Origin of the sequence: Nonomuraea sp. NPDC000554 (genome assembly GCF_040300065.1) — a bacterium.
GTDB lineage: Bacteria > Actinomycetota > Actinomycetes > Streptosporangiales > Streptosporangiaceae > Nonomuraea.
Map to the genome: position 1 here is coordinate 23,625 of NZ_JBEPDC010000027.1, position 24,708 is coordinate 48,332.

The window sequence follows — 24,708 nt, forward strand, 5'->3', positions numbered from 1 at the left end:
GAGACAGAGTTTTGTGGCTGTTTGTTACCTAAATCCATTTTGACAGGAAGGCCGTTATTGAGCGGCCTGGACCCGTCGCCGACGAGGAGAGCATTTCAGAAGATGCCTGTTTGCCTTTTGACCTGTAGTTGAATGTGCTGAGTAAGTAGACCCCGGCGAGGAGCATTTCAGCGGAGCGATGCCAGCCTTCAGGCGCGCGGTTCTGAGCCGAGTCATGGGCGAGAAGTGTGCCGCTCATGGCTGCCTTTGCTACCGTTCAATGACTCGCCGCTTTCGCCCAATTCGGAGAGGACTGAGAATGTGAGTGCTGTAGAGATATCCGAGAGGGCGGGAAAGCGCGAGTGGGTCGGCCTGGCCGTGCTGGTGCTGACGGCGATGCTCATCTCGTTCGACTTCTTCGTGCTGCTCCTGGCCCTCCCGCACCTGAGTGCCGACCTGGGCGCCGACGGCGTCGAGCAGCTGTGGATCATGGACATCTACGGCTTCTTCGTCGGCGGCCTCCTGATCACGATGGGCAGCCTCGGTGACCGGATCGGCCGGCGGAAGCTGCTGCTGATCGGCGGCACCGGGTTCGCCCTGGCCTCCGTGCTCGCGGCGTACTCGACCAGCCCGGAAATGCTGATCGGGGCCCGCGCGCTGCTCGGCCTCTTCGGCGCCACGCTGGTGCCCTCGACGCTGTCGCTGCTCAGCCACATGTTCAGGGACCCCAAGGAGAGGGGCCTCGCCATCGGCATCTGGGCGGGCGCCTTCACGGTCGGCGCGATCCTCGGCCCGATCGCCGGTGGCATCCTGCTCGGGTACTTCTGGTGGGGTTCGGTGTTCCTGATCGGCGTGCCCATCCTGGCGTTGCTGCTGATACTGGGCCCGACCATGCTTCCCGAGTTCCGCAACCCCGACGCCGGCCGGCTCGACCTGATCAGCGTCTTCCAGTCGCTGGCCGCGATGCTGCCGTTCATCTACGGCATCAAGGAGATCGCCAGGTCCGGCCTGCAGGTCGTGCCCGTGGTGGCCCTGGTCCTCGGGATCGTGTTCGGCGTGCTGTTCATCCGCCGCCAGAACCGGCTGCCCCATCCGCTGCTCGACCTGAAGCTGTTCTCCATCGCGAACGTCCGCTTCGGGCTGCTCGGCCTGTTCGGGTACAGCCTGCTGACCGGCGCGGTGCTGCTGCTGATGTCCCAGTGGCTGCAGTCGGTCGCCGGCCTTTCAGCGCTCGGCGCGGGCCTCGCGCTCGTGCCCGGCATGATCACGTCCACGATCGCCTCGACGGTGGCTCCGATTCTCGCCCGCAGGTTCCGGCCGGCCTACCTCATCGGCATCGGCTTGCTGATCACCGTTGCCGCGCTGGTCGTCATCACGCAGGCAAGCTTCTCGGCGACGCTGGTCATCGCCGCCTTCGCCGTCTGGACGATCGGCGGCGCGCCGATCGAGGCGCTGGGCATCGGGCTGGTCCTCGGCGCCACGCCGCCGGAGAAGGCCGGGGCGGTGTCGGCTGTGCCGCAGGTGTGCAACGAGGTCGGCTCGGCGCTGGGCTTCGCCCTGCTGGGCACGGTCGCGACCGTGGTCTACCGGGCGAAGCTGTCCGGCGCGATCCCGGCGAACGTGCCGCCGGCGGCCGCCGCCGCGGCGGACGAGAGCGTGGCCAGCGCCACGGCCGCGGCGCAGTCGCTGCCCGAGCAGCTGGGTGAGGCACTCCTGGGGCCGGCACGCCTGGCGTACAACAGCGGCATGCACGTCGTCGCCTGGATCACCGCGGTGCTGCTCGCCGCCCTGGCCGTGGTCATCATCGTCAAGCTGCGGCACGAGCCGCCGCTGGGCGCGACAGCGGACGAGGGCGCGGCCACCGAGGCGGCGTGACGCGTACCCCGAAAGGCGGCGCCCCTGCCAGGCGGCAGGGGCGCTGAGTGGCCTGGAGCGCGGTGCCGGGGTTTACCTCCAGGCTGCCGGCGTCACCGGAGCGACGTGGCGTTCGGCGCGATGTCGCCGCGGAACAGCCCGTCCGGGTCGACCCGGACGCGGACCCGGTCGGCCCGGGAGACCGCGAGAGCGTCCAGGTGCCGCTGCGGCTGGGTGACGCTCTCCACGAACGAGGGCACGGTGCGTCCTGTGTCCCACGGCCGCAGGGCCGTACGGACCTTCGCCTGGTGCTCCTCGAGCGCTCGCGCGGCCGGGGCGTCGAACGGGACGCCCGAGCCCGCGTAGCAGTAGGGCGCGTCGAGGTGATCAAGTGCCCCGCCGTCCGGGCCGGGCTCCGCGAACGCCCCACCGAGCTGCCGCAGACCGGCGACGACCAGCGGTGACCCGGAACCGGGGCCGAACAGCCTCAGGAACTCCGCGACCGCGTCCTCGTCCAGCTCCGACAGGAGCATGTGGTCGCCGGCGAACGGGACCGGGTCCGTCGGATCCATGTGCGCCTCCAGGGCCCCGGACAGCGACGTGAGAGACCAGGTGCTCAGCACCGGGTCGGCCGTGCCGAGCAGCGGCTCCAGCAGCTGGTCCGCCATGCGCTGCGCGGCCGCCGGATCACCGCCGGCCGGGACGAGAATGGCGCCGTCGACGGCCAGCGTCCAGCCGACGAGGGCGGGGGGAACGTCCGGCAGCGGTGGAAGGTTCATCAGCCGCAGGGACGTGGTCACCTCACGGGGCGCCTTCAGCGTCCACTCCAGCCAGCGCGTCAGCAGGGGGCCGGCGTGCTCTGCCGCCCAGGAGGTGGAACCGGTGACGACGCCGGCGGCCTCGAACAGCTCGACCTCGACGGCCGTCACGATGCCGAACCCGCCGCCCCCGCCGCGCAGAGCCCAGAACAGGTCGGGATCGTGGGTCGCGTCCACCCGCCTCGGTTCCCCGTCGGCGGTTACCAGCTCGATCGCCCGGACGCTGTTCACCGCCAGCCCCAGCTGCCTGCCGTACGGGCTCAGCCCGCCGCCGAGGAGATAGCCGACGGCTCCCACGGTGGGGGAGGAGCCATGAGGTGCGGCCAGGCCGTGCGGCGCGGCGGCCGCCACGACCGCGCCCCAGCGCGTGCCGGCGGGTATCCGTGCCAGCCGGCGGTCGGCGTCGATCTCGACGTCGCCCTCCAGCTCGGTCCTGATCAGCAGCGAGCCCTCCATCGGGCCTGTCGCGGCCGCCGCGTGGCCGGTGCTGTGGACGCGCACGGGCAGCCCCTCAGCGCGGGCGTGGCCCAGCGCGGCGCGGATCTGGTCGAGGGTCCGGGCTGTCACCGCGGCGGCTGGCCGGGCCGGCGCCGCGAGATTGAATACCTGCGTCGCTGTTTCGTAGGCCGTCTCGCCGGGCAGCGAGACGGTCGTTCCAGGTCCATCGAACACTGCCATGGGCGCATCTTCGCACCGCGGCAGATCGTGAAACTTCTTCTCACATGCCCGAACAGCGATGGAGATCATCCATGGGCGGGCCTCCTCGGCACGGTCGCACCATCGCCGAGGAGACCCGTGACAAGGGCGGCCGTCGCCGCCGGTGAGCGCCGCCGCGACCGAAGGCACGCCGACGTGCCCGGTGTCACCGGCAACGCTCACCAGCATGGACGGCCCCTTGTCCCTGGATGCCCCTACACCGACTCCGCCGGCCTCCCCGGCGCCGCGATCTGGTGGAAGGCGCCGGCGAAGAACAGCAGCGCGTCCTGGTCGCTTCCCCGGCTCGACATCAGCACCTCGCCGAGGAAGATCGAGTGGTCGCCGCCGTGATAGACCTCGGTCAGCCCACACTCCACCCACGCCAGCGCCCCGGCCAGCAGCGGCGCGCCCGTCCGCGGACCAGGCACCCAGTCGACGCCGTCGAACTGGGCCATGCCCTGCGGCCGGGTCCGGTCGGCGAAGTACCTGGCCAGGTGCTGCTGGTCGGCCGCGAGGAGGGACACGCCGAAACTGCGCGTGGACAGGATCGCCTCGTGGATGCGCGCCGGCCGGGCCACGCAGCACAACGCCAGCGGCGGATCCAGCGACACCGAGCAGAACGCGTTGGCCGTCATGCCGTGCCCGCGCTCACCGCCGACGGTCAGCACCGTGACGCCGGTGGGGAGCCTCGACAGCACCTCGCGCAGCGACGCCGGAACCATCTCGTCTCCTGGCGGCCTCGTACCCGCTTCATCCCGCTGGAGCGAGATCAGGCCCTGTTCCCCCGACATGTCACTCTCCAGACACCGTCGACGCGGACGCCCGCCGGCCGAACTGCTCCCCCTGGTACGGGGCCAGCGCCTCACGCAGCTCGACCGGCACCCGCTCGGGGACCGTCTCGTTGTTCGGCCCGCGCATGCACGCGATCCGCTGCTTACCCCGGGCCACTAGGTTCTCCAGCCCGTCCCTGAGGCGTACGTAGTCGAAGCTGCACTCGATCTGGGTCTGGGTCAGCTCCTCCAGCCGCATGCGCACCGACAGCTCGTCGAACGCGGTGATCTCGGCGAAGAAGTCGCACTCGGCCTTGAGCGTGAACAGTTTCAGGTCGTTGTGCATGATGTCGGCGAGTACCGAAGGCGCCTTCTCCTCGAGGAACCTCTCCCGGCAGTGGCCCTGCCAGCGCAGGTAGTTGACGTAGTACACGTTGCCGACGAAGTTGGTCTCCTCGAAGCCAACTCTGTGGCGGAACTCGTAGTAGTTGCTCATCGCGCGTCGGTTTCCTCTCCCGCCAGGACCGCGAACACCACGGAATCAGTCTTGTGGCTCAACGTGGTCACCCAGGTCGCCACCTTCACGTCACCGGCGGACAGCACCATCCAGCCGTCCGCGTGGAGCCGGTCCACGGTCAGCGTCCGCGTCGTGACCCCGGCCTTGCGCAGGCACTCCAGCGCGGTCCACATCCGGGTGCCGGCCACGTCGGCGTCCTCGCCGGACTCGGCCATCACCAGGTCGCGGACGTGGCGCAGGTCGTCGCCGAGCAGTCCGGCCCAGTCGACCTCCGTGCGGTGAACCACCGTCTCCAGGTCGCAGCCGAGCCGGCCCGACCCCGTCACCACCAGGCTCACACCGGCGCCGTGGGACGCCGAGATCGCGGCGCCGTCCAGCTCCGGCCTGCCGTCCGGCCGGTACCGCACCGTCACCGGGCCGCCCAGGGCGCGGCCGGCGGCGAGCTGGGTCTGCGCCCGCCGGTCGGTCTGCGCGCCCGGCAGCGCCGGCTCGGGGTCCGGCTCGACGACCACGGCCCGGCTGCCACCGAGGACCCGCTCCAGCGATCGCTCCAGGTAGCCGCTGAGCAGCGCGGACACCCACGGGCCTGATCCGTCCTTCTTCCGCACCGCCCGCAGCGTCAGGCCCTGCCAGCGTTCGACCACCCGGCCGGACGCGTCGAGCACGTCGACGTCGTAGGTGTAGCTGTCGCCGTCCTGCGACCGCTCCCGAGCGTCCATGAGCACGAACTCGGCGTTCTGGTCGGAGGGCGCCGCCAGGTACAGCCTCTCCACACCCTGCGGCAGCAGGACCGCGTCGGGAACGCAGCACTGGATGGCGTGCATCACCGCGTCCCGCGTGCCCGGGTCGGCCAGCACCTGCTCCTGTGGCAGGTAGGCGGCGAACCACGGCGCCGGCGTGGCGGTGGACAGTTCGGCGACCGCGTGCCGGGCGCTCGCCCTCCGGTAGCCGAGCAGGCGCTGGAACCGCTTGCCCTGGAACAGCACCCCGCCGTAGAGCTCGGTGATCGGGTCGACCGGCACGATCGGCAGCCGGGTGGCCTCCCGCGAGGGGCCCGCGTCGGGCAGGGCCGGCTGTGGCAGCCGGACCGTGGCCCGGAAGTGGTCGGCGCTGAACCCGGTGTCCTCGGCGCGAATGGCCACCGCCACCGTCTCGGCGTCACGGACCAGCGCCGCCAACCGCACCGTCGTCGGGTTGCCGGGACGGACCACGATCGGCCGCAGGAACTCGACGTCCTGGAGGAGCGGGGAGCCGGTCCGGCCGAGCACGGCCGTCGCGACCTGGGCCATCGCCTCCATTCCGACCACCGCGGGGAACAGCAGGTCGCCGTCCAGCAGGTGGTCGGACAGGTAGGGGTCGCTGCCGGCGGACAGCTCCACCTCGGTGATCAGCTCGACGTCCGGGTAGTGCACCAGCACCCTGTCGACGAACCGGGTCAGCGGCAGCTCCCGGTTCGTGTCCAGGGGCAGCGTCGGCAGGCCGCCCATCCGGCCGGTGACCACCAGGACCGGCCCGGCCGACGGGTCGGCGAGCGCCTGGCGCAGCACGCTCAGCCCGTTCTCCAGGGAGATCGGGGTGATGCCGGCGCGCACCAGCGACTCGACCACGCCCAGCTTGTCGCCCATCCCGGCGCCCGACCAGACGGACCACTCCAACGCCAGCGCCCGCGCCCCCGGGTGCGCGCGCTGAAAGTCGACGGTCAGCTCGGTCATCCAGTCGTTGGCGGTCGCGTAGTGCGCCTCGCCACGCAGCCCTCCCCGGCCGATGACGCTGCCGAACGTCACCAGGAGTTTGATCCTGTCCTGGTCGACCGCGTCGAGGACGGCGCGCAGGCCGGCGACCTTGGGGGCCACCGTCTGGGCGAACGCCTCCTCGGTCAGGTTGGCGAGCGCGGCCGGCTCGTTGCGGCCGGCCCCGTGCAGCACCGCGGTGATCGGGCCGAGGGCGGCCTCGAACCGCGCCACGGCCGCGGCGACCTCCTCGGTGTCGGTGACGTCGACGAGCTCGTACCGGTAGACCACGCCGGCCGCGGCCATCCTCGCCAGGTTGGCCGACAGTTCCTCGTCCTCCGCCGGCTCGGTCCGGCCGATCAGCGCGAGCTTGGCTCCCGAGTCCTTGGCCATAGCCAGCGCGCACTCGGCGGTGATGCCCCTGCCGCCGCCGGTGGCCAGCAGCACGTCCGAGCCGTTCAGCGGGGTGCCGGTCCGCGGTTCGGCGGGGGGTTGCAGCACGCGCATCACCGGCACCGTCCGCTGCCCGCCGGCGTCGTAGCGGACCTCGCTGAACGCCGTGGTGGCAGCGGCCTCGGTGATCACCCGCCGCACCGCCTCGTCCACCGCGGTCGCGGACGACGGGGCGAGGTCCGGCAGGGTGACGATCGTGGTCGGCACGCCCGACGCCTCCAGGAACGCGGTCCTGGCCAGGCCGGACGCCCCGAGCCTGTGCTGCACCACGACGAACCGGGTGCCGGCGGGCGCGACGACGGCCGTCTTGCCCGCCTTCAGCACCAGTTCGACGTGCTCCTCGCCGTCGTCCGGCAGGCACAGCAGGACGCCGTCGCCGATGCCGGACTCGGCCAGCGCGACCCGCAGCCGCTCGGCGAGCGGGTGGCCGGTCGGCGCGAACACCTGCCACTGGCCGACCGGGCCGGCGCCGACGTCCACCCTCGGCGCGCCGGTCGGCACGTAGTCGAGGGCGAACGGCCGCACCCACTGCGCCACGCCGGCCACCTCGGTGCCGCCGCCGCCGTTCCCGTCCCCGTCCTGCGCGGTTTCGGCCAACTCGTCGATCAGCTGGGCGAGCTCGCCCAGCGTCACGGTGGCGAAGTTGGTCGTCGCCTCCAACGCGGGCAGGCCGAGCTGACGGGTGACGTCGTTGACGAGCTGGCCGACCGTGATCGAGCTCAGGTGCAGGTCGTCGAGCGGGTGGGTGTCCGCGGTCACGGTCTCCAGAGGCAGCTCCACGCGTTCGGCGGCGAGCCTGCGCAGCAGGTCGAGCGTGGACGGCCCGGTGTCGGCGGTATCGCCGGTGGCCTCGGCCGCCGCCGGCTCGGCCGAGGTGCCGGACGTGTCCTCGCCGGGGACGGTCAGCCCGACGGCGAGGTCGGGGGCGGCCTCGCACGGGCTGGACAGGAAGGTGAATCCGCCGTCCAGCGGCAGCGGGCGCAACACCCGGCCCGCGAACAACGCCTCGGTGTCGAGCGCGGCCCCCAGCACGTACGCGGCACCGAGGACGGACAGCAGCGGGCTCAGCGACTGGCTGTCGGTGTCGACGGACAGCACCGGCGTGCCCGGCACGATCTCGTGCAGCAGGCCCGCGAGCACCCGTCCGGGACCCACCTCGACGGCGAGGTCGGCGCCGATGGCCGCCTTCGCGGCCGCCTCATGGAAGCGGACCGGGAACAGCACCTGGTCGCGCAGCAGTACCCGCAGGTCGGTGGCCGGGTCGAGCAGGTCACCGGTCACCGTGGACGCCATCGAGCGGGTGGGCCGGGCGAAGGTGAACTCGGCCAGCCGCGCGGTCAGCGCCTCGGCCGCGGGCTTGACCAGCGGTGAGTGGAAGGCGTGTGAGACGTTGATCCGGGTCGCGGTCACGCCGGCGGCTCTGGCCCGCTCGCACACGTGGTCCACGGCGGCGGCGTCGCCGGAGATGACCGTCTGCTGCGGTCCGTTGTACCCGGCGATCACCACCGGGTCGTCGCCGAACAGCTGCTCGGCCCGATCCGGCGTGGTGGCGAGGCCGGCCATCGCACCGCCGCCCTGGCTGGCGTTCGCCATGACCTGGCCGCGCGCCTTGGCCAGCCGCAGCACGTCCCTGTCGCCCATGGCGCCGGCCCAGGCCAGCGCGGTCAGCTCGCCGAGGCTGTGCCCGACCGCGGCGTCGGCGTCGAGGCCGAGCGTCTTCAGCACCCGCAGGGCGGCGACGGAACCGGCGACGATGCGCGGCTGGGCCGCCTCGGTGGCCACCTGGTCGCCGTTGGTGGACACCCCGGACTCCGCGAACACGGCCTCCGCCGCGGCGAACCGGCGGCGGATCGCGCCGACGGCGCCGCGTCCGGAACCCTGGCCGGGGAACAGGTAGACGATCTTCGGGGCGGTCAGCCGGTGCTCCAGGAACACCCCGTCCGCGGCGAACAGGCTCTGCTCGCCCGCGTCGAGCGCCGCGAGCAGCCGGTCGAGCTTGCGGGCGGCGTCATCGGGGCCGGTGGCCACGACCGCGGCCCGCACCCGCCCGCCGGACAGCTGCCCGGCCAGCGCGCCGGCCAGGTCGGCGAGCTCGGCGAACGACAGCGCCGGCACCAGCGTGACCAGTCCGGCGACCCGATCGCGCAGCGCGTCGGCGTCGGCGGCGTCCAGCAGCAGCAACTCGGCGTCCTGCCGGCTGCCGACCAGCGCCGCCGTCTTCCCGGGCAGCTCGGCGCGGCGGGTGGCGCCCGGTGCCTGCTCGAGCGCGACGTGCGTGTTGATGCCGCCGAAGCCCATCGCCGACACCCCGGCCCTGATCGGCTGGTCCGTCGGCCAGAGCTCGGCCTTCCGCGGCACGTACAGGGCAGGGGACTCGCCGGTGAGCTTCGGATGCGGCTCGTGGTGACCGGTGGCCGGCGGGATGACCTGGTGGTAGACCGACAGCGCAGCCTTGATCACTCCGCCGACGCCCGCGGCGGCCTTGGTGTGGCCGAAGTTGCCCTTGACGGAGCTGACCGCGGCCGGGCGGGCGTCCGGATCGGCGTCGCGCCGGGCCGAACCGAGCGCCTCGAGTTCGGTGGCGTCGCCGAGCGCGGTTCCGGTGCCGTGGCCCTCGAAGTAACCGATGGTCTCCACGCCGTATCCGGCCCTGGTGTAGGCGCGGCTGATGGCCAGCCGGTGGCCGGAGGCCTCCGGGCGGGTGATGCCGCCCTTGCCGTCGGAGGAGATGCCCCAGCCGGTGATCGACGCGTAGATCCGCAGGTCGCGGGCGACGGCGTCCTCCTCGCGCATCAGCACGAGGACGCCGGCGCCCTCGCCCGGCCAGAAGCCGTTGGAGTCCTTGTCGTAGACCTTCATCTCGCTGGTGGCCAGCGCCCCGGTCTTGGCGAAACCGATCACCTCGAACGGGTCGATGGACAGGTCAACGCCGCCGGCGAGGCAGACGTCCAGGTCGCCGTCGGCCAGCGCCTTGGCCGCGGTGGCGATCGAGAGCAGGGAGGAGGAGCAGGCGCCGTCGACGGTGTAGCCGCCGCCGCGGAAGTCGAAGTAGTTGCAGATGCGGCCGGCGATGGTGTTGGCGAGGCCGCCGGCGAGCGTGTCCTCGTCGATCGGCGGGAACGGCGCCTTGTACACCGGCTCGAGGTCGCGGAGGAAGGCGCTGGTCTCGTCGTCGTCCCAGCCCTTGGCGGCCAGCGCGGCCGCGAGGGTGCGCCGGACGTAGGGCCAGCGCAGCCGCATCAGGTTGGCGCGGGAGAACTCGCCGGTGAGGCTGTTGCCGATGACCACGCCTGTGGCCTGGCGGGGCAGGCCCGCCCCGTCCGGGAAGCCGGCGTCGGCCAGCGCCGCCGAGGCGACGTCCAGCGCCAGCCAGTGCGTGAGGTCGGTTGATCGGTAGGTGCTGCCGGCGACCTTGTACTTGAGCCGGTCGAATGCGTAGTCGCGCAGCACGGCCGCCTTATTGGCATAAAAGCGGTCCGGTGCGTTCGGGTCCGGAGACCAGTAGTCCGCCTGGTTCATCCGCTGGTCGGGCAGTCTGCGGAAGGCGCGGCGACCAGCCAGGATGTTCTCCCAGAGCTCGTCAGTGCCAGCCGCGTCGGGGTAACGAAGTCCGATGCCAACGATCGCGAGCCGAACGGTGCTCAATCCTGTACCGCCTTTTCTCGATGACCACCCGACCCGAATCGACGCGCCCATTTACGCCGGGCACATGTCGTGAACCAGCCGAGTCCGGCGATAGTCCTTTTAAACGATTTTGCTTGCCCACGTAAAGGGTGCATCACCGCCACCGCGGTTTTCTTCTCCTCAGGTGCGGTACGCGCGCTTCTCTCATATTGCGGCATTCCGCTAAATAATCATCACCCGGTGGCGCGACACCGCAGTAGCGAAGATGCGGCCCCCCGATTACCAGGCTGACTCTGGCAATGCCCCCACCACCGGAGGAGTCGATGCCATCATTTCTGGGTTCGTTACGTCAGTTCGTGCTGGCGCCGAATCTGTACTCCGTAACATTCGCCAAGCGCGGTTTTCCCGGGGCCGGCTCGCCCGCGACCGAGCAGCTGGAGGCCATCCCGCAGGCCGTGGTGTGCGGGTTCGAGTGGGGCATCGCCGCGCGCGACCTGTGGGACGTGCGGAGGCGGCTGGAGCTGGTCGAACCGGAGCAGCGCGGGTTCGCCTACGAGGGCGCGGCGATGGCGTTCGCGGTCCGCGACGCGATGGCGGGCGGCAGCGGCCGGCTCACCCGCGAGCTGCTGCTCGGGCCGGGCGCGCCGCACGTCTTCCTCACCTACATCGGCATCGGGTTCGCCATGGCGCGGCTGCCCAGGCCGCTGTGGCGCACCATCATCCCCGGCCTGACCGGCTCGCCGTACTACCCCACCATGACCTGGCTCGCCGTGGACGGCTACGGCTTCGACCTCGCCTACTTCCACACCAGCCGCTACGTCGACGCGCAACGCGTGCCGGCGCCCTACCCGTGGGAGGGATCGCCCGACTACTTCCCGCGCGCCGTGGACCAGGGCATCGGGCGGGCGCTGTGGTTCATCCACGGCGCCGCCCCGGTGGCCGTGGCCGCCGCCGTCAACCGGTTCGCCGAGGCGCGCCGGCCGGACCTGTGGAGCGGCGTCGGCCTGGCCGCGACGTTCGCGGGCGGCTGCCCGGCCGAGGGCCTGGCCGTGCTGCGCGAGGCGGCCGGCGACCACTGGCCGCAGCTCGGGCTCGGCGTGGTGTTCGCGATCAAGGCGCGGACGTTCGCCGGCCATGTGCCGGAGCACTCGACGCTCGCCACCGAGGTGCTGGCCGGAATGTCCGTGGCGGACGCCGTGCGGATCTCCGACCGCACCGAGGCCGGCTCGAACGGCCGCGACCCGGCGCGGGAAACAGTGCCACTGTATGAGCAGTGGCGCAGCCGAATTCGCGCGCATTTCACCGACACCGCATCGTTGCCCGGCTGACCGGCGGACCCGAGAACGATTGTCTGGAGGCTAAATTGGCCAGTTCACTACGCGCGCTCCGGCGTCGCATTCTGACCCCGGACGTCGCCGAGACGAGTCTCGACAAACGCGGCTTCCACAAGAAATCGCCCGCAGCTCAAGAAAGGCTTGAGACGGTTGGGAAGACGTTTATCGTCGGCTACGCCTCCGCGATGGAGGCCCGCACCCCCGCCGACGCCGAGATCACGATCGAGCAGGTGCCCGACTGGCTGCGCGGTTTCGCCTACGAGGGTGCCGCCATGGGCCTGGCCGTACTCGACGGTCTGCCGTTCGGCCGCTCGGACAACGTCCGCCGGTTTCTGCGACGCCCGCTCGCCGACGCGCACCGCTACCTGGCCTACGTCGGGATCGGCTGGGCGATGGCCCGGATACCCCGGTTCCGGTGGCCGAAGCCGCGGACCCTGGACCCGGTGCTGGTGCCGCTGGTGCTCGACGGCTACGGCTTCCACCAGGCCTACTTCCACACCGCCCGCTACGTCCACGGCCAGTACCGGGACCTGAGCTTCCCGTGGCCGGGCGGCCCGCACGGGTCGTACGCCAACAACGCCATCGACCAGGGCATCGGCCGCGCGATGTGGTTCGTCGGCGGCACCGACCCGGAGCGGGTGGCCGACCTGATCGACGCGTTTCCGGAGTCTCGTCGCGGCGACCTCTACAGCGGCACCGGACTCGCGGCGACGTACGCGGGCGGCGTCGACGAGCAGGAGCTGCGGACGTTGTGGTCCCGCGCAGGCAGCTACCGGGGCAACGTCGCGCAGGCGTCCGCGTTCGCCGCTGACGCGCGGGTGCGCACGGGCATCGTCCCCCCGCACACGGCGATGGCCACCCAGATGTTCTGCGGCACGACGCCGGAGGAGGCGGCCCGGATCGTGACCGAACTACGCCCGGTCCACCCGGTCGAGGGCGCACTGCCGGCGTACGAGGTGTGGCGGCAGCGGCTCGTCAACGCATTCGTCTCTTCTGGAGGTGTCAACAGATGAACGCGGCACTAGGCATGCTGCGCAGGCAGCTGACCGGTGTCATCGCGCTCGTGGTCGTCGTCGGCTTCTACTTCGTGGTCATCCTGCCGGAAGCCTCGGCCGACGCGAAGAACCGGCTGGCGAGCAGGTACGGGTTCGCCGGCCACAGCGTGGCGCTGCCGACATCGGACAAGCAGCAGTCCATCAGGAAGGTCAACCAGGACTACAAGGGCTTCGACGCCTGGATCTCCTCGGTCGGCGCGGCGGTCGCGATGAACGACCTGGACGGCGACGGCCTGCCCAACGACCTGTGCCTGGTCGACCCGCGCACCGACCAGGTGATCGTCACGCCGACGCCGGGCAAGGGCGAGCACCGCTACGCGCCCTTCGCGCTGAACCCGGCGCCGCTGCCGGTCAGCGACGTGATGGCGCCGATGGGCTGCGTGCCCGCCGACCTCAACGAGGACGGCCGGATGGACCTGCTGGTCTACATGTGGGGGCGAACGCCGATCCTCTACCTCAGCCGGGCCGACCACGGTACCCTCTCGGCCCAGACGTACGAGCCCGTTGAGGCGGTGCCCGGCAACACCGGCGCGGACGGCAAGTACACGGGTCCGCAGTGGAACACCAACGCGGCGACCGTGGGCGACTTCGACGGCGACGGCCACGACGACATCTTCATCGGCAACTACTTCCCCGACGGCCCGCTGCTCGACCCGTCGGTCGACGGCGGCGTGACGATGAACCACTCCCTCTCGCACGCCCAGAACGGCGGCGAGAAGATCATCCTGCTGTGCGCGGGCGCCACGGCGGGCGACCACCCGACCGCCACCTTCAAACGCGTCCCCGACGACGCGCTCCCCGAGGAGGCCCGGCACGGCTGGTCGCTGGCGGCCAGCGCCACCGACCTGGACGGGGACCTGCTGCCCGAGGTGTACATCGCCAACGACTTCGGCCCTGACCGGTTGCTGTACAACCAGTCCACGCCGGGCCACGTGAAGTTCGCCAGCGTCACCACCGCGCGCTCGCCGGGCACACCGAAGTCCAAGCGGATCGGCGCCGACTCCTTCAAGGGCATGGGCGTCGACTTCGGCGACTTCAACCACGACGGCCTCTACGACGCGTTCGTCTCCAACCTCACCGTCGGGTGGGGCATCGTGGAGAGCAACTTCCACTTCATGAACACCGCCAAGAACGAGGCCGACCTGCGCGCCAGGCTGCGCGCCGGAGAGGCGCCGTTCCGCGACGTCAGCGGTGCGGAAGGCACCGCGTGGTCGGGGTGGAGCTGGGACGTCAAGATCGCCGACTTCGCCAACTCCGGCGAGCTGGACATCGCCCAGACCACCGGTTTCATCAGGGGCTACACCAACCGCTGGCCGCAGCTGCAGGAACTGGCCATGGCCAACGACTCCCTGGTGGCCAACCCGTTCTTCTGGCCCAACGCCAACTCCGGCGACGACCTCGCCGGCAGCGAACCGCTGCGCTTCTACGTCAAGGGCGAGGACGGCCGCTACACCGACCTGGCCCCCGAACTGGGCCTGGCCGTGCCGATCCCGACCCGCGGCATCGCCACCGGCGACGCCGACGGCGACGGCCTGCTCGACCTCGCGGTGGCCCGGCAGTACGGCGATCCGATCTTCTACCACAACCAGGCGCCCAAGCCGGGCGGCTACCTCGACCTGTCGCTGACCCATGAGCAGGCGACGAAGGTGGGCACCGCGCCCGCGCCGGGCTCGCCGGTCACCGGCGCCGAGGTCACCGTGACCACGGCGGACGGCAAGAAGTACGTCCAGCGCGTCGACGGCAGCAGCGGCCACTCCGGCCGGCGCAGCAGCGAGGTGCACATCGGCCTCGGCGACGCCAAGGGCGCCGTCCAGGCGCACCTGAAGTGGCGGGACCGCCAGGGCGCGGTGCACCAGCAGGATCTCAAGCTCAGCCAGGGCCGGCACGCGCTCGTGCTCGGCGACCAGGCCAGGGAGAAGTGAGAGGGACAATGGTGGTCCAGGAAGTGAAATCTGGCGGGAAGCCGCCTGCCGGTGGCCCGCGGCACGACCCGAAGATCATCAAGGCGCTGCGCAGGTTCGCCATCTCGATCTCGATCTTCAACATTCTCGGCTACACCGTGCTCGGCTTCGAGCAGCCGTGGACCTGGCCGCTGGTGGCGCTGGCCACCGGCTACACCACCGAGCTGGTGCTGGAGGCGATCGGCGCCCGGGTCGAGGGCCGGGCGCCCCGCTTCCTCGGCGGCGGGCTGAAGGGCCTGATCGAGTTCCTGTTCCCGGCGCACATCACCAGCCTCGCGCTGAACATGCTGATCTACGTCAACGACCGGATCTGGGTGATGATGTTCGCCGTCACCCTCGCGGTAGCCACCAAGTGGATCCTGCGTGCCCCGGTGCGCGGCAACCTGCGGCACTACATGAACCCGTCCAACTTCGGGATCTTGATGGTCCTCGTGCTGTTCCCGTGGGGCAGCATCGCGCCGCCGTACCACTTCACCGAGCACGTCAACGACCCCATCAGCTGGGTCATCGTCGCGGTGATCCTCGTGTCCGGGACGATTCTCAACGCCAAGCTGACCAACCGGATGTGGCTGATCTTCGGCTGGGTGAGCGTCTTCGCGCTCCAGGCCGTGGTCCGCGGGCTGCTGTTCGACACGTCGATCCCGGCCGCGCTGGCCGTCATGACCGGCGTCGCGTTCGTGCTGTACAGCAACTACATGGTGACCGACCCGGGCACCACCCCGTCCAAGCCGGGCGCACAGTTCGCGTTCGGCGGGGGCGTGGCGCTGGTCTACGGGGTCTTCATGGTCGCGCACATCGCCTACGGCCTGTTCTTCGCCACCGCCATCGTGTGCCTGATCCGCGGGATGTTCCTGTGGGGTCTGCACTTCGTCAACAAGGCGCGCGAGCGGTTCGAGGCCGAGCAGCGCGCCAAGGCAGAGGTCAACGCCTCGCCGGTCCCGGTCTTCACCGACGACGAGCCGATGGCTCGCCCGGTCGCATGACCGCCACCGGCGGTCGGGTCCCCCCAGGGCCGCCCCGCAGGGCGGCCCTCGGGCTGCTGCGCAAGCTGCGCGCGGACCGGCTCGGCCTGATGAGCGGGGCGGTCAGGGAGTACGGCGACGCGGTACGGGTGGCGATCGGCCCGAAGAAGCTCTACATCTTCAACCACCCCGACCACGCCAAGCACGTGCTCGCGGACAACGCCGCCAACTACCACAAGGGCATCGGCTACACCGAGGCCAAGCGGGCGTTGGGTGACGGGCTGCTGACCAGCGAGGGCGCGCTGTGGGAGGAGCAGCGGCGCACCATCCAGCCGGTGTTCCAGCACAAGCGGATCGCCGCGCAGGCCGACGTGATCGTCGACGAGGCGCTCGGCCTGGTCGAGCGGCTGCGTGCCCACCAGGCCGCCGGCCGGTCGGTGGACGTGCTGTCCGAGATCACCTCGCTCACCCTGGGCGTGCTCGGCAGCATTCTGCTCGACGCCGACCTGGGCGCGTTCGAGTCGGTCGGGCACTCCTTCGAGGCCGTACAGGACCAGGCCATGTTCGAGATGGAGACCCTGGGCCTGGTGCCGCAGTGGCTGCCGCTGAAGAGGCAGCGGGTGTTCCGCAGGGCCCGCGCCGACCTTGAGCGGATCGTGGACGTCCTCGTGGTGCAACGCAAGGCCTACCCGTCCGAGTCCGGCGACGACGTGCTGACCCGGCTCATCGCCTCCACCGCCAAGGAGACCGACAAGGCGGTCGCCGACCGCCGCATGCGTGACGAACTGGTGACGCTGCTGCTGGCCGGGCACGAGACGACGGCCAGCACCGTCGGTTGGACGTTGAACCTGGTGAGCCGGCACCCGCAGGTCCGGGACCGGCTGCACGAGGAGGCGGTGGCCGTCTACGGCGACCGCCGCCCGACCTACGAGGACCTGCCCCGGCTGCGCTACACGAACATGGTGCTGCAGGAGACCATGCGCCTGTTCCCGCCGGTGTGGATCCTCACCCGCCGGGCGGTCCGCGACGACGTGGTCGGCGGCTACCACGTCCCCGCCGGCGCGGAGGTCCTGATCTGCCCGTACACCCTGCACCGGCACCCGAGGTACTGGGCCGACCCGGAGCGGTTCGACCCGGAGCGGTTCAACCCGGACGTGCCGTCGAGCCGGCCCCGCTACGCGCACATCCCGTTCGGCGCCGGCCCACGGTTCTGCGTCGGCAACCACCTGGGGATGATGGAGGCCACCTTCATCGTCTCCACGCTCCTGCGCGACCTGCGGCTGGAGAGGCTGCCCGGCTCCCGGGTCAAGCCGGAGCCGATGCTCTCGCTGCGCCTCGGCGGCGGCCTGCCCATGACCGTCCAGCCCTGGACGGCGGCTGACCGCTCCGCGGCATGACCCCGCCCGCGGTGACCAGGGCCGCCCTCCGGCCGGCACAGGGTCACCGCGGGCGCGGTTCCAGGCTGTCCATCCGCTCGGCGAGAAGGTCGCCGCCGACACTTGGCTAGGAGAACCATGGAGAACTCTGAGGGCACCATGGACGACTTCACGGAAAGGCGGTAGAGCGCCATGGAAAACCTCGCGGACATTCGGAGTGACCGATCTACGCGGCCCGGAGATACGGCGGATTTCGCGAAACTCCAGGCCGCCATCGCCGACGAGCGCGTCCGCGACCTCTTCACCTTCCGGTTCCTGGCGGCGACCAGGACATTCGACCGCCTCGTCGACGCGGCCGCGCACCGCATTCTCTCGTCGATCGGCGCGCTCCCCGCCGAGAGGGGCGTGACGGTGCAGGAGACCAAGAAGGCGCTGTCCATTCCCTGGCGCCGGACGGTCCCGCTGACGTTCCTTTACGAGAAGCTCGCGGACGCCGGAATACTGGACCGGCGTGACGGCCGCTACTTTCCCGGGGCGGTCCCGGTGGAGGAGTTCGAGACCGTCGCGGCCGAGCTCGCCCAGCTGGAGCCCGGCGCCGCCGTGGCCGCCGAGCTCGTGCGGACGCTGGTCGACGAGGCGCCGCGCTACTTCCGCAGCGAGGCGACGGGCGACGAGATCCTCTTCTCTCCCCAGAAACTCCCGCTCTGGCTCCGGTACTTCTCCAACGCCAACCTTCTGTACACCATCAACAACACGCTCGGCGCCGAGGCGCTTGCCCGCATCGTTCCCGCGGACGGCGGCGCGTTCGAGGTCCTCGAGATCGGTGGCGGTTGCGGCAGCGCGGCCGAGGAAGCGCTCAAGAAGCTCGGCCCTCGCATCTCGCGCTACCGGTTCACCGAGATCGCCGAGACCTTCGCCCGTCACGGCGAGCGGGCGGCACGAGCCGCCGCCTCGCCGACGACGCTCGTCGAGTCGGCGCGCCTCGACATGACGATCCCCTGGGCGGAGCAGGGGGTCGAGCCCGGCACGTTCGACGTGGTCTACTCCGTCAACTGCTTTCACGTGGCGCCGGACCTCGACTTCGTCATCGCCGAAGCGGCGAAGGCGCTCAAACCGGGCGGGACGGTCGTCGTCTCCGAGTGTGTCCGCCCCACGAAGCTCGCGCGGCCCATCTACGTCGAGTTCATCTTCGACTTCCTGGACAGCTTCACCGACGTCGCCACCGATCCGGTGAAGCGGCCGACACACGGCTTCCTGACGCCCGCGGCGTGGCGTGCCACGTTCGAGGCCGCGGGCCTCGGCGACGTGGAGATCCTCCCCGATGTCGACGCCGTCGCCGAGAACTACCCGGACTTCGTGGTGGGGGCCGTGCTGGCCCGCGCGAAAGCCGGATGATCGCCGCTTTCGAGGCGCTCACCAGAGCGTCGATCTCGCCCCGGGCGCCGAGGAAGCGGCGTTCGCCGGATAGGGCCCGGGGCGGCCGACGGGTGCGCCCGGATCAGCCGTCGGCCACGGATTCGCCGGCGGCCGTCGCGTAGTGACGGCGCGGACGCCGGTTGGCCGGCAGGTGGACTTCGCGCAGGAACGGCGGAAGCAGCCAGAGGCGCCGCCCCCAGACGGCGATCTTGCCGGTGAGCAGGGCCTTCGGACGGCTGACGCGGCCGAAGAGCATCAGGTTCAGCGTCGGCGGGTCGAAGGCGACGTGGACGTCGGTGCGACGCGAAGGCTCCTCCACCGACACCCGGCCGTCCCGCAGCACCAGCGTCGCCGGGGCGGTGTACCGGGAGTGGAACCGGACCGCTATACGCCCGGACCGCCTGGGCCCGCCCGTGTCCATCAGCCGCCCGTAATCCTCGCGGATCATCCCGATGAGGAACAGGTCGAAGAAGAGCGCCGCCTCGCGCGGCGGTATCGTCCACGGCGCGCGTCCGCTCCGGGCGATGTCCCAGCCGTGCAGGTGCATCTCGTTGACCAGATGGGCGAGCACCCCGGCGAGCGGAACGCGGGCCTCGCCGAGCCAGGGGACGAACGTCGCCGGGTCCAGCCGCTCGGTCACGCGCAGGATCTCGCCGATGTCGGCACGCAGCCGACGGGCCAGCTCGGCCGGGTCACGCTCGGGGTAGGACCCCAGCACCAGGTCGTTGACGTCGGCCACGGTGTCGACATTGGTGGACGCGATCGGCGCGGCGAGCGAGGGCATCGGGTGCGGCGCGCCGTCCTGGCGCACGATGGCGCTGTAGAGCCAGGCGATGGACGCCACGTGCGCGCCGGTCTCGGCGACGGTCCAGTCGCGCGTCGCCATCGTCTGGGGCGGGACGGAGGTCAGCAGGCGGGCGAACCGGGCGCCGACCCGCTCCAGCGTCTCACGAACGATCTGCCACTGATGGTTCGGTCTGGACACGGCCGTCGTCCCCTCATCCGGGTCACGATCACGCTAACACCGGGCTCCGCGGCACGGTTTCTTCCCACGTGCGTTCCTCACCCTGACAGGTCACCGGGGGGTTGACCGGGTGGCGGCGATCGCTCACGCTGCGCCTGAAGCCTGTCGATCCGCACTCTCCAAGGAGCGTTCATGGCGCACATCACGCTGGGCAACGACCTGCCGGGCATCGTCGGCCTGTTCCACTACCGGCCGCAGACCGCGCGGCCGATGAGCGAGTTGGCCGAGGTGCTCCTACGCGGCGACAATGCACTGTCCAGAGGCGAGCGGGAGCTGATCGCGGCCTACGTGTCCGCGCAGAACGACTGCCGGTTCTGCTTCTCCTCGCACGCCGCGTTCGCCGAGGCGCAGCTCCCCGACGGGACGGCCCCGGTCGAGGAGATCTGCGCCAACCCGGCGGACGTCCCCATTTCCGACAAGATGAAGGCGCTGCTGGACATCGCGGGAGCCGTACAGCAGGGCGGCAAGACGGTCACCGACCAGCAGGTGGCCGCCGCCAGGGCCGCCGGGGCCGCCGACGTGGAGATCCACGACGCGATCCTGATCGCGGCCGCCTTCTGCATGTTCAACCGGTATGTCGACGGCCTGGCCGCGTTCACCCCGGACGATCCTGCCGACTACAAGGTCATGGCCGACCGCATCGTCGAGGTCGGCTACCTGGGCGCGTTGCCCATGCGCTGACCACCGCACGGCCCTGCTGGTGACCGTCCAGGGCAAGGAGCCGCCCGCGTGCGAGACGGAATACGAGGAGTCGCTGGAGTCACCCTTTGATTACTCTGCGCAATCGACGGCCGGGTCGCAGGGTATTGTCGAAGACCGGCGCTGACTCTTCGCGGAGCTCTTTGCCCTGCGGTGAGGGCGGCCGGGGTGGTATCCGGCCCCCTCGCCTTTCACTGCTCGGTGTTCGGCAGGTTTTGTGCGAAGGATGCGCCCATTTCGGGCTATCTCCCGACTTTTCGCGACAGGGCGGATATTCAGGTGTGACGCGTCGCGCTGATCGCTAACGTTGAGACCGGTCCACCGGGTACGGGGCGCCAGCGCGTCCCTATCGGCACGGTGAGCTGGTCAGGTCTGGTGCCGGCGCGGGTCGAAGTCCATCGGTTACCAGATCAGACGGTCGCGGGTTCGACTCCCGCCGCCCCGGCCATGGCCGGGCGTAGCTCAGCTGGAAGAGCATCTGCACACCGGTGGACACCACCACATCCGCTCCCAGGCGCGTCGAATCGGAAGAGCAGCGAACCTTCGGCAACGCCGAGCCCTCGGGCGGGCGGCCGCTGGCGGCCGTGGACTCGTCCGGCTCCCGCCCGGCGCGGGCGCTCACCGTCTACCGCCGGCAGGTGAACCCGCTGACCCGCGTGGTGGTGGCCGCGATGACCGCGGTCGGCTGCACGATCGGCGACCCTGCTCAACGTGGCCGGGCTGGACGCCTCGCTGCCGCTCGTCAACGGATTCGTCCGGTGCTGATGAGCCGGCCCCTCGCCGGGCGAGAGGCCGGCCGTTCCTCACGTTTCACGCGACCGTGCGGACGCGGTCATATCGGTAGCAGGCCGAGCAGGTGCGCCGTGGCGGTGAGCAGCGCGGCCAGTGCGGTGATGACGGCGGCGATTGTCGTCGGGGCGACAGCGGAGAGTCGCCGGATGGCGTAGTAGGTCAGCCAGAGAATGGCCAGGATGACGCACGCGGCGTAGAGAAGGGGCAGCTGGGATGACATTTTGTCCCCCTTTCGGACGTGGGGAGGAGTCCCCTTTGACTGCTTCGCGGAGCTATATCGACTGTGTCCGTATTTGCGACGGTTGGTAATTGACCGACTACGGAGTGTCGATGTCGGCACTCTACTGCCTGAATCTGGACAGTGCATCATCAGGCGAGACGGAATCCGAGAAATTCTCTGGAGTCACCTTTTGATTACTCTGTGCGATCACTTGCGGGCACAGGGTATCGTCAAAGATTGGCGCAGACTCTTCGCGGAGCTCTTTGCCTAGGGCGAGGGCGGCCGGGGTGGTATCCGGCCCCCTCGCCCCTTTTTCGCCCGATTCAAGGTGCCCGCCGCGTGCGGACGATGCGGGCGCGCGTCCAGACCTCGCTCCGGGTCGGGTGGCCGGTGCGGTTACAAGGAGATCAGGACGGGAAGGATCATACGTTTGCGCTCCGCCGCAGCGCCTCCCACGGCGAAGCGCTCTCGATCATCATGGCCGGCTTCTGGGTCCGCCTCGTCGGCCAGGTCGGCGAGTGACCGCCGGGGTCAGGCGCGCTTCCACCGCCACTGCCCGTTGCTGTACTGGCTGCAGGTGTAGAGCCGATTCGTGACCTTCGCGAAGCCGTTCCGGTTGTGCGCCGCCTTCGGGCAGTAGGCGCCGGGAGTGACGCAGTTCCAGTGGTTGCCTTCGCGCTGGTAACAGGACGCGGTCACCCCGGCGGGCGACTGGGTCGCGGCGGACGCGGGCGCCGCCGTGGCGGGGACGGCGAGAGCGGCGCCGATGAGCGCGGCGGAGACGAGCAGACGCTTGAGCAATGCGATCTCCAGGGGGAGTGGAACGTGACACAGGTGTGACGATCACTCAGGCGCCCTGGTGCCGCGCGAACCTGTCCGAATGTGGACAATCAACCAGCCGGTGCTCACGGGGTGTTCGCGTTGCCGGGGCCGGTCTCGGCGGAGCGTCCGAAGCCCTGATTTCCCGGCGCTTGAAGGCTCGCGTGTGGGTGCGCCGGGGCGCAGAATGGAGCAAGCTGCCCCGCCTTCGCTGACGGCGGAAGCGGTGCCGGAACCGCCCCTTCACGCACCTTGGGACGGTGCCGTCACCTGACGACCCCGCGTGGGCGCTGGCGCTCGACTGGCCCTGGCTGGATCGCATCCCGCCAGATGGGACCATCTATGGAGGGATTTATCCCGACAAGGCGTGATGTATCCCCAGCAGGACGGATTCTCCATGTCAGACTCAGAGTTTCCCCTCGTCCAGTTCATGCGCGAGGGCTTCGACCCCGTGGCCGAGCTTGCGCGCATTCGGACGGAACAGCCCGTCTTCCCGATGGAGATCCCCGGGGGGCAGACGGTCTACCTGGTCACCCGTTACCAGGATGTCCGCGGCGTCCTGGGCGACCACGAGCGTTTCAGCAACGACTTCGGCAACGTGATCGGGCTCGGCTCCAACCAGGAGGATCCGGGCGGCCTGGGCTTCCGTGATCCACCCGAGCACACCCGGCTGCGCAAGTACCTGACGCCCGAGTTCACCATGCGCCGCCTGAAGCGGCTGGAGCCGCGCATCGAGGCCATGGTCGAGGAGTACCTCGACCGCATGGAGGCCCAGGGCTCCCCGGCGGACCTGGTCGAGTCGTTCGCGCTCCCCATCCCGTCGCTGGTGGTGTGCGAGCTGCTCGGCGTCCCGTACGAGGAACGGGCCGACTTCATGAAGATCAGCGCCGACCGGTTCGACTTCACGGCGGGGCCCGAGGCGTCGCTCCAGGCGATCAACGACGCGATGACGTACCTGACCGACCTGGTCGGACGCGAGCGCCAGAACCCCGGCGACGGGCTCCTCGGCCAGCTGCTGCGCGAGCACGGCGACGACCTCGACGACAGGACGCTGGCCAGCATGGCCGACGGCCTGCTCACCGGCGGCCACGACACCAGCACCAGCATGCTCGCCCTCGGCACGCTCTGGCTGATGGAGAACCCCGACCAGGCCGCCAAGGTCCGCGAGGTCGACGGCTACGCCGACCAGGTCGTCGAGGAGCTGCTGCGCTACATGACGGTCGTCCAGGTGGCCTTCCCTCGCTTCGCCCGCGAGGACCTGGAGCTGCACGGGCACCAGATCAAGAAGGGCGAGATGGTGCTCTGCTCGCTGACCGGGGCCAACCGCGACCCCGAGCTCGGCCAGGAGATGGAGCAGGTCAAGCCCGGACGCGAGACGGCGGGCTCGCACCTGGCGTTCGGCCACGGCATCCACCGCTGCATCGGCGCGCCGCTGGCGCAGATGGAGATGCGCATCGCCTTCCCCGCGCTGCTGCGCCGCTTCCCGAACCTGCACGTGGCCGGAGAGGTGCCGTTCAGGAAGCTCGCCATCGTCTACGGCGTGGAGAAGCTACCCGTCGCCTGGTAGAGCGGTTACGTTCACGGTGTGAACAAGCCCGTCATCGACCTGACCGTGATCCACGCCGTCGTGTTCGACACCGACGGCGTGGTCACCGACACCGCTCGGGGCCACGCGGCCGCCTGGAAGCATGTCTTCGACGCCTTCCTGCGCGGCCGCTCCACGCCGTTCGACATCAGGGACGACTACCTGCGCCACGTCGCAGGACGTCCCCGGCTCGACGGCGTCCGCACGTTCCTCGCCTCCCGCGGCATCACCCTGCCGGAAGGCGCGCCCGACGACGAGCCGGGGGCGCCCACCGTGCACGGGCTGGGCCTGGCCAAGGACCGGCTGTTCATCGACCAGGTGGACAAGTACGGCGTGGCCGCCTTCCCCGCGACGGTGGCCCTGCTCCACGAGCTGCGCCATCGGGGCGCGCGGACCGCCGCCGTGTCGGCCAGCATGCACGGCCGCAGGCTGGTTGGCTCCGCGGGGGTGAACCACCTGTTCGACCTGCTGGTCGACGGCGACGACGCCGCCCTGATGAACCTGCCGGGCAAGCCCGACCCCGCGCTGTTCCTGGAGGCCGTCCGCCGCCTGGGGCTGCCCGCGGTCAGGGCCGCCGTGGTCGACGCCGCGCTGCCCGGGGTCGACGCGGGCAGGAAGGGCGGGTTCGGGCTGGTCGTCGCCGTCGGCAACACCGTCCAGGACGGCCAGGCCGCCGAACTGGCGGAGCGGGGCGCCGACGTGGTGGTCACCGACCTGGGGGAGCTGGAGGTGCGCGGGAGGGTCCTACCCTTGACGACGTGACGGTGCTCATCGACCCTCCGAACTGGCCCGGCCCGCGCGGGCTCATGTGGTCCCATCTGGTCAGCGACAGCTCGCTCGACGAGTTGCACACGTTCGCGGTGCTGCTCGGCGTGCCCCGCCGGGCCTTCGACCGCGACCACTACGACGTGCCGGAGACGGTCCACGCGCACGCGCTGTCGCTGGGGGCGCAGGCGGTCAGCTCCCGAGAGCTGCTCAGCCGCCTCATCGCCGCCGGGCTACGCCGCCGCAAGATCCGCTGACG

19 protein-coding genes are annotated in these 24,708 nt (G+C 70.7%); 12 read left to right on the plus strand and 7 right to left on the minus strand.

Annotated features, from left to right (window positions below; translation table 11 throughout):
• The first annotated feature begins 300 nt into the window (after nucleotides 1-300).
• Nucleotides 301-1,854, plus strand: coding sequence for an MFS transporter (locus tag ABT294_RS38145; RefSeq protein WP_350811289.1), 1,554 nt, complete (start codon nucleotides 301-303; stop codon nucleotides 1,852-1,854).
• A gap of 92 nt (nucleotides 1,855-1,946) precedes the next feature.
• Here the strand turns inward: ABT294_RS38145 and ABT294_RS38150 are convergent, their stop codons facing one another.
• The 4 genes from ABT294_RS38150 to ABT294_RS38165 all read right to left on the minus strand — a co-directional run bounded on the left by ABT294_RS38150 (nucleotide 1,947) and on the right by ABT294_RS38165 (nucleotide 10,462).
• Nucleotides 1,947-3,329: an FAD-binding oxidoreductase gene (locus ABT294_RS38150; RefSeq protein ID WP_350811290.1), complete on the minus strand. Its 1,383-nt coding sequence runs from the start codon at nucleotides 3,327-3,329 to the stop codon at nucleotides 1,947-1,949.
• A 233-nt stretch (nucleotides 3,330-3,562) separates the two neighbouring features.
• Nucleotides 3,563-4,069 carry a flavin reductase family protein gene (locus tag ABT294_RS38155; RefSeq protein WP_350811291.1) on the minus strand — a complete coding sequence of 169 codons (507 nt, stop codon included), beginning with the start codon at nucleotides 4,067-4,069 and terminating at the stop codon, nucleotides 3,563-3,565.
• A gap of 70 nt (nucleotides 4,070-4,139) precedes the next feature.
• Nucleotides 4,140-4,613 (minus strand): acyl-CoA thioesterase, encoded by a 474-nt coding sequence (locus tag ABT294_RS38160; RefSeq protein ID WP_350811292.1) that lies wholly within the window; start codon nucleotides 4,611-4,613, stop codon nucleotides 4,140-4,142.
• A complete protein-coding gene (locus tag ABT294_RS38165) occupies nucleotides 4,610-10,462 on the minus strand; it encodes a type I polyketide synthase (RefSeq protein ID WP_350811293.1) in 5,853 nt (1,950 codons plus the stop codon). The genes ABT294_RS38160 and ABT294_RS38165 overlap by 4 nt, the downstream gene beginning before the upstream one ends.
• A 302-nt stretch (nucleotides 10,463-10,764) precedes the next feature.
• On the opposite strand from ABT294_RS38165, the gene ABT294_RS38170 reads away from it, so the two are divergent.
• From ABT294_RS38170 to ABT294_RS38195, 6 genes are all read left to right on the plus strand, one after another.
• A complete protein-coding gene (locus tag ABT294_RS38170; RefSeq protein WP_350811294.1) occupies nucleotides 10,765-11,769 on the plus strand; it encodes a DUF1702 family protein in 1,005 nt (334 codons plus the stop codon).
• Nucleotides 11,770-11,804: 35 nt separating this feature from the next.
• The gene (locus ABT294_RS38175) at nucleotides 11,805-12,788 is read left to right on the plus strand and encodes a DUF1702 family protein (RefSeq protein WP_350811295.1); all 984 of its coding nucleotides are present in this window, start codon (nucleotides 11,805-11,807) and stop codon (nucleotides 12,786-12,788) included.
• Nucleotides 12,785-14,752 (plus strand): CRTAC1 family protein, encoded by a 1,968-nt coding sequence (locus tag ABT294_RS38180; RefSeq protein ID WP_350811296.1) that lies wholly within the window; start codon nucleotides 12,785-12,787, stop codon nucleotides 14,750-14,752. The genes ABT294_RS38175 and ABT294_RS38180 overlap by 4 nt, the downstream gene beginning before the upstream one ends.
• 23 nt (nucleotides 14,753-14,775) lie before the next feature.
• Complete coding sequence (locus tag ABT294_RS38185; protein WP_350811297.1) at nucleotides 14,776-15,774, plus strand: enediyne biosynthesis protein; 999 nt, start codon at nucleotides 14,776-14,778, stop codon at nucleotides 15,772-15,774.
• A complete protein-coding gene (locus ABT294_RS38190) occupies nucleotides 15,771-17,150 on the plus strand; it encodes a cytochrome P450 (protein ID WP_350811298.1) in 1,380 nt (459 codons plus the stop codon). The genes ABT294_RS38185 and ABT294_RS38190 overlap by 4 nt, the downstream gene beginning before the upstream one ends.
• A 171-nt stretch (nucleotides 17,151-17,321) precedes the next feature.
• On the plus strand, nucleotides 17,322-18,524 hold the full coding sequence (locus ABT294_RS38195) for a class I SAM-dependent methyltransferase (RefSeq protein ID WP_350811299.1): 1,203 nt from the start codon (nucleotides 17,322-17,324) through the stop codon (nucleotides 18,522-18,524).
• 103 nt (nucleotides 18,525-18,627) lie between these two features.
• On the opposite strand, the gene ABT294_RS38200 is transcribed toward ABT294_RS38195, so the two are convergent.
• A complete protein-coding gene (locus ABT294_RS38200) occupies nucleotides 18,628-19,530 on the minus strand; it encodes a maleylpyruvate isomerase N-terminal domain-containing protein (RefSeq protein ID WP_350811300.1) in 903 nt (300 codons plus the stop codon).
• Between the two features lie 171 nt (nucleotides 19,531-19,701).
• On the opposite strand from ABT294_RS38200, the gene ABT294_RS38205 reads away from it, so the two are divergent.
• Nucleotides 19,702-20,250: a carboxymuconolactone decarboxylase family protein gene (locus tag ABT294_RS38205; protein WP_350811301.1), complete on the plus strand. Its 549-nt coding sequence runs from the start codon at nucleotides 19,702-19,704 to the stop codon at nucleotides 20,248-20,250.
• An 850-nt stretch (nucleotides 20,251-21,100) separates the two neighbouring features.
• Here the strand turns inward: ABT294_RS38205 and ABT294_RS38210 are convergent.
• Entirely contained in the window at nucleotides 21,101-21,280 is a 180-nt protein-coding gene (locus tag ABT294_RS38210; RefSeq protein ID WP_350811302.1) for a hypothetical protein, read from the minus strand.
• A 339-nt stretch (nucleotides 21,281-21,619) separates the two neighbouring features.
• On the opposite strand from ABT294_RS38210, the gene ABT294_RS38215 reads away from it, so the two are divergent.
• Nucleotides 21,620-21,802: a hypothetical protein gene (locus ABT294_RS38215; protein ID WP_350811303.1), complete on the plus strand. Its 183-nt coding sequence runs from the start codon at nucleotides 21,620-21,622 to the stop codon at nucleotides 21,800-21,802.
• 9 nt (nucleotides 21,803-21,811) lie between these two features.
• Here ABT294_RS38215 and ABT294_RS38220 read toward each other — a convergent pair whose 3' ends face one another.
• Nucleotides 21,812-22,081: a hypothetical protein gene (locus ABT294_RS38220; RefSeq protein ID WP_350811304.1), complete on the minus strand. Its 270-nt coding sequence runs from the start codon at nucleotides 22,079-22,081 to the stop codon at nucleotides 21,812-21,814.
• 415 nt (nucleotides 22,082-22,496) lie between these two features.
• Between ABT294_RS38220 and ABT294_RS38225 the strand changes: the two genes are divergently transcribed.
• From ABT294_RS38225 to ABT294_RS38235, 3 genes are read left to right on the plus strand one after another with little or no spacing between them, the layout of a single operon-like run.
• Nucleotides 22,497-23,666 carry a cytochrome P450 gene (locus ABT294_RS38225; protein ID WP_350811305.1) on the plus strand — a complete coding sequence of 390 codons (1,170 nt, stop codon included), beginning with the start codon at nucleotides 22,497-22,499 and terminating at the stop codon, nucleotides 23,664-23,666.
• Nucleotides 23,667-23,684: 18 nt separating this feature from the next.
• Nucleotides 23,685-24,446, plus strand: a complete 762-nt coding sequence (locus ABT294_RS38230; RefSeq protein ID WP_350811306.1) for an HAD family hydrolase — start codon at nucleotides 23,685-23,687, stop codon at nucleotides 24,444-24,446.
• The gene (locus ABT294_RS38235; RefSeq protein WP_350811307.1) at nucleotides 24,443-24,706 is read left to right on the plus strand and encodes a DUF4031 domain-containing protein; all 264 of its coding nucleotides are present in this window, start codon (nucleotides 24,443-24,445) and stop codon (nucleotides 24,704-24,706) included. The genes ABT294_RS38230 and ABT294_RS38235 overlap by 4 nt, the downstream gene beginning before the upstream one ends.
• The last annotated feature ends 2 nt before the right edge of the window (nucleotides 24,707-24,708 follow it).

Excerpts from the sequence above, each read along its gene's own strand:
- ABT294_RS38150 (WP_350811290.1), bottom strand. The coding sequence starts at position 3,329 with ATGGCAGTGTTCGATGGACCTGGAACGACCGTCTCGCTGCCCGGCGAG.
- ABT294_RS38155 (WP_350811291.1), bottom strand. The coding sequence starts at position 4,069 with ATGGTTCCGGCGTCGCTGCGCGAGGTGCTGTCGAGGCTCCCCACCGGC.
- ABT294_RS38160 (WP_350811292.1), bottom strand. The coding sequence starts at position 4,613 with ATGAGCAACTACTACGAGTTCCGCCACAGAGTTGGCTTCGAGGAGACC.
- ABT294_RS38170 (WP_350811294.1), top strand. The coding sequence starts at position 10,765 with ATGCCATCATTTCTGGGTTCGTTACGTCAGTTCGTGCTGGCGCCGAAT.
- ABT294_RS38180 (WP_350811296.1), top strand. The coding sequence starts at position 12,785 with ATGAACGCGGCACTAGGCATGCTGCGCAGGCAGCTGACCGGTGTCATC.
- ABT294_RS38190 (WP_350811298.1), top strand. The coding sequence starts at position 15,771 with ATGACCGCCACCGGCGGTCGGGTCCCCCCAGGGCCGCCCCGCAGGGCG.
- ABT294_RS38195 (WP_350811299.1), top strand. The coding sequence starts at position 17,322 with ATGGAAAACCTCGCGGACATTCGGAGTGACCGATCTACGCGGCCCGGA.
- ABT294_RS38205 (WP_350811301.1), top strand. The coding sequence starts at position 19,702 with ATGGCGCACATCACGCTGGGCAACGACCTGCCGGGCATCGTCGGCCTG.
- ABT294_RS38210 (WP_350811302.1), bottom strand. The coding sequence starts at position 21,280 with ATGTCATCCCAGCTGCCCCTTCTCTACGCCGCGTGCGTCATCCTGGCC.
- ABT294_RS38225 (WP_350811305.1), top strand. The coding sequence starts at position 22,497 with ATGTCAGACTCAGAGTTTCCCCTCGTCCAGTTCATGCGCGAGGGCTTC.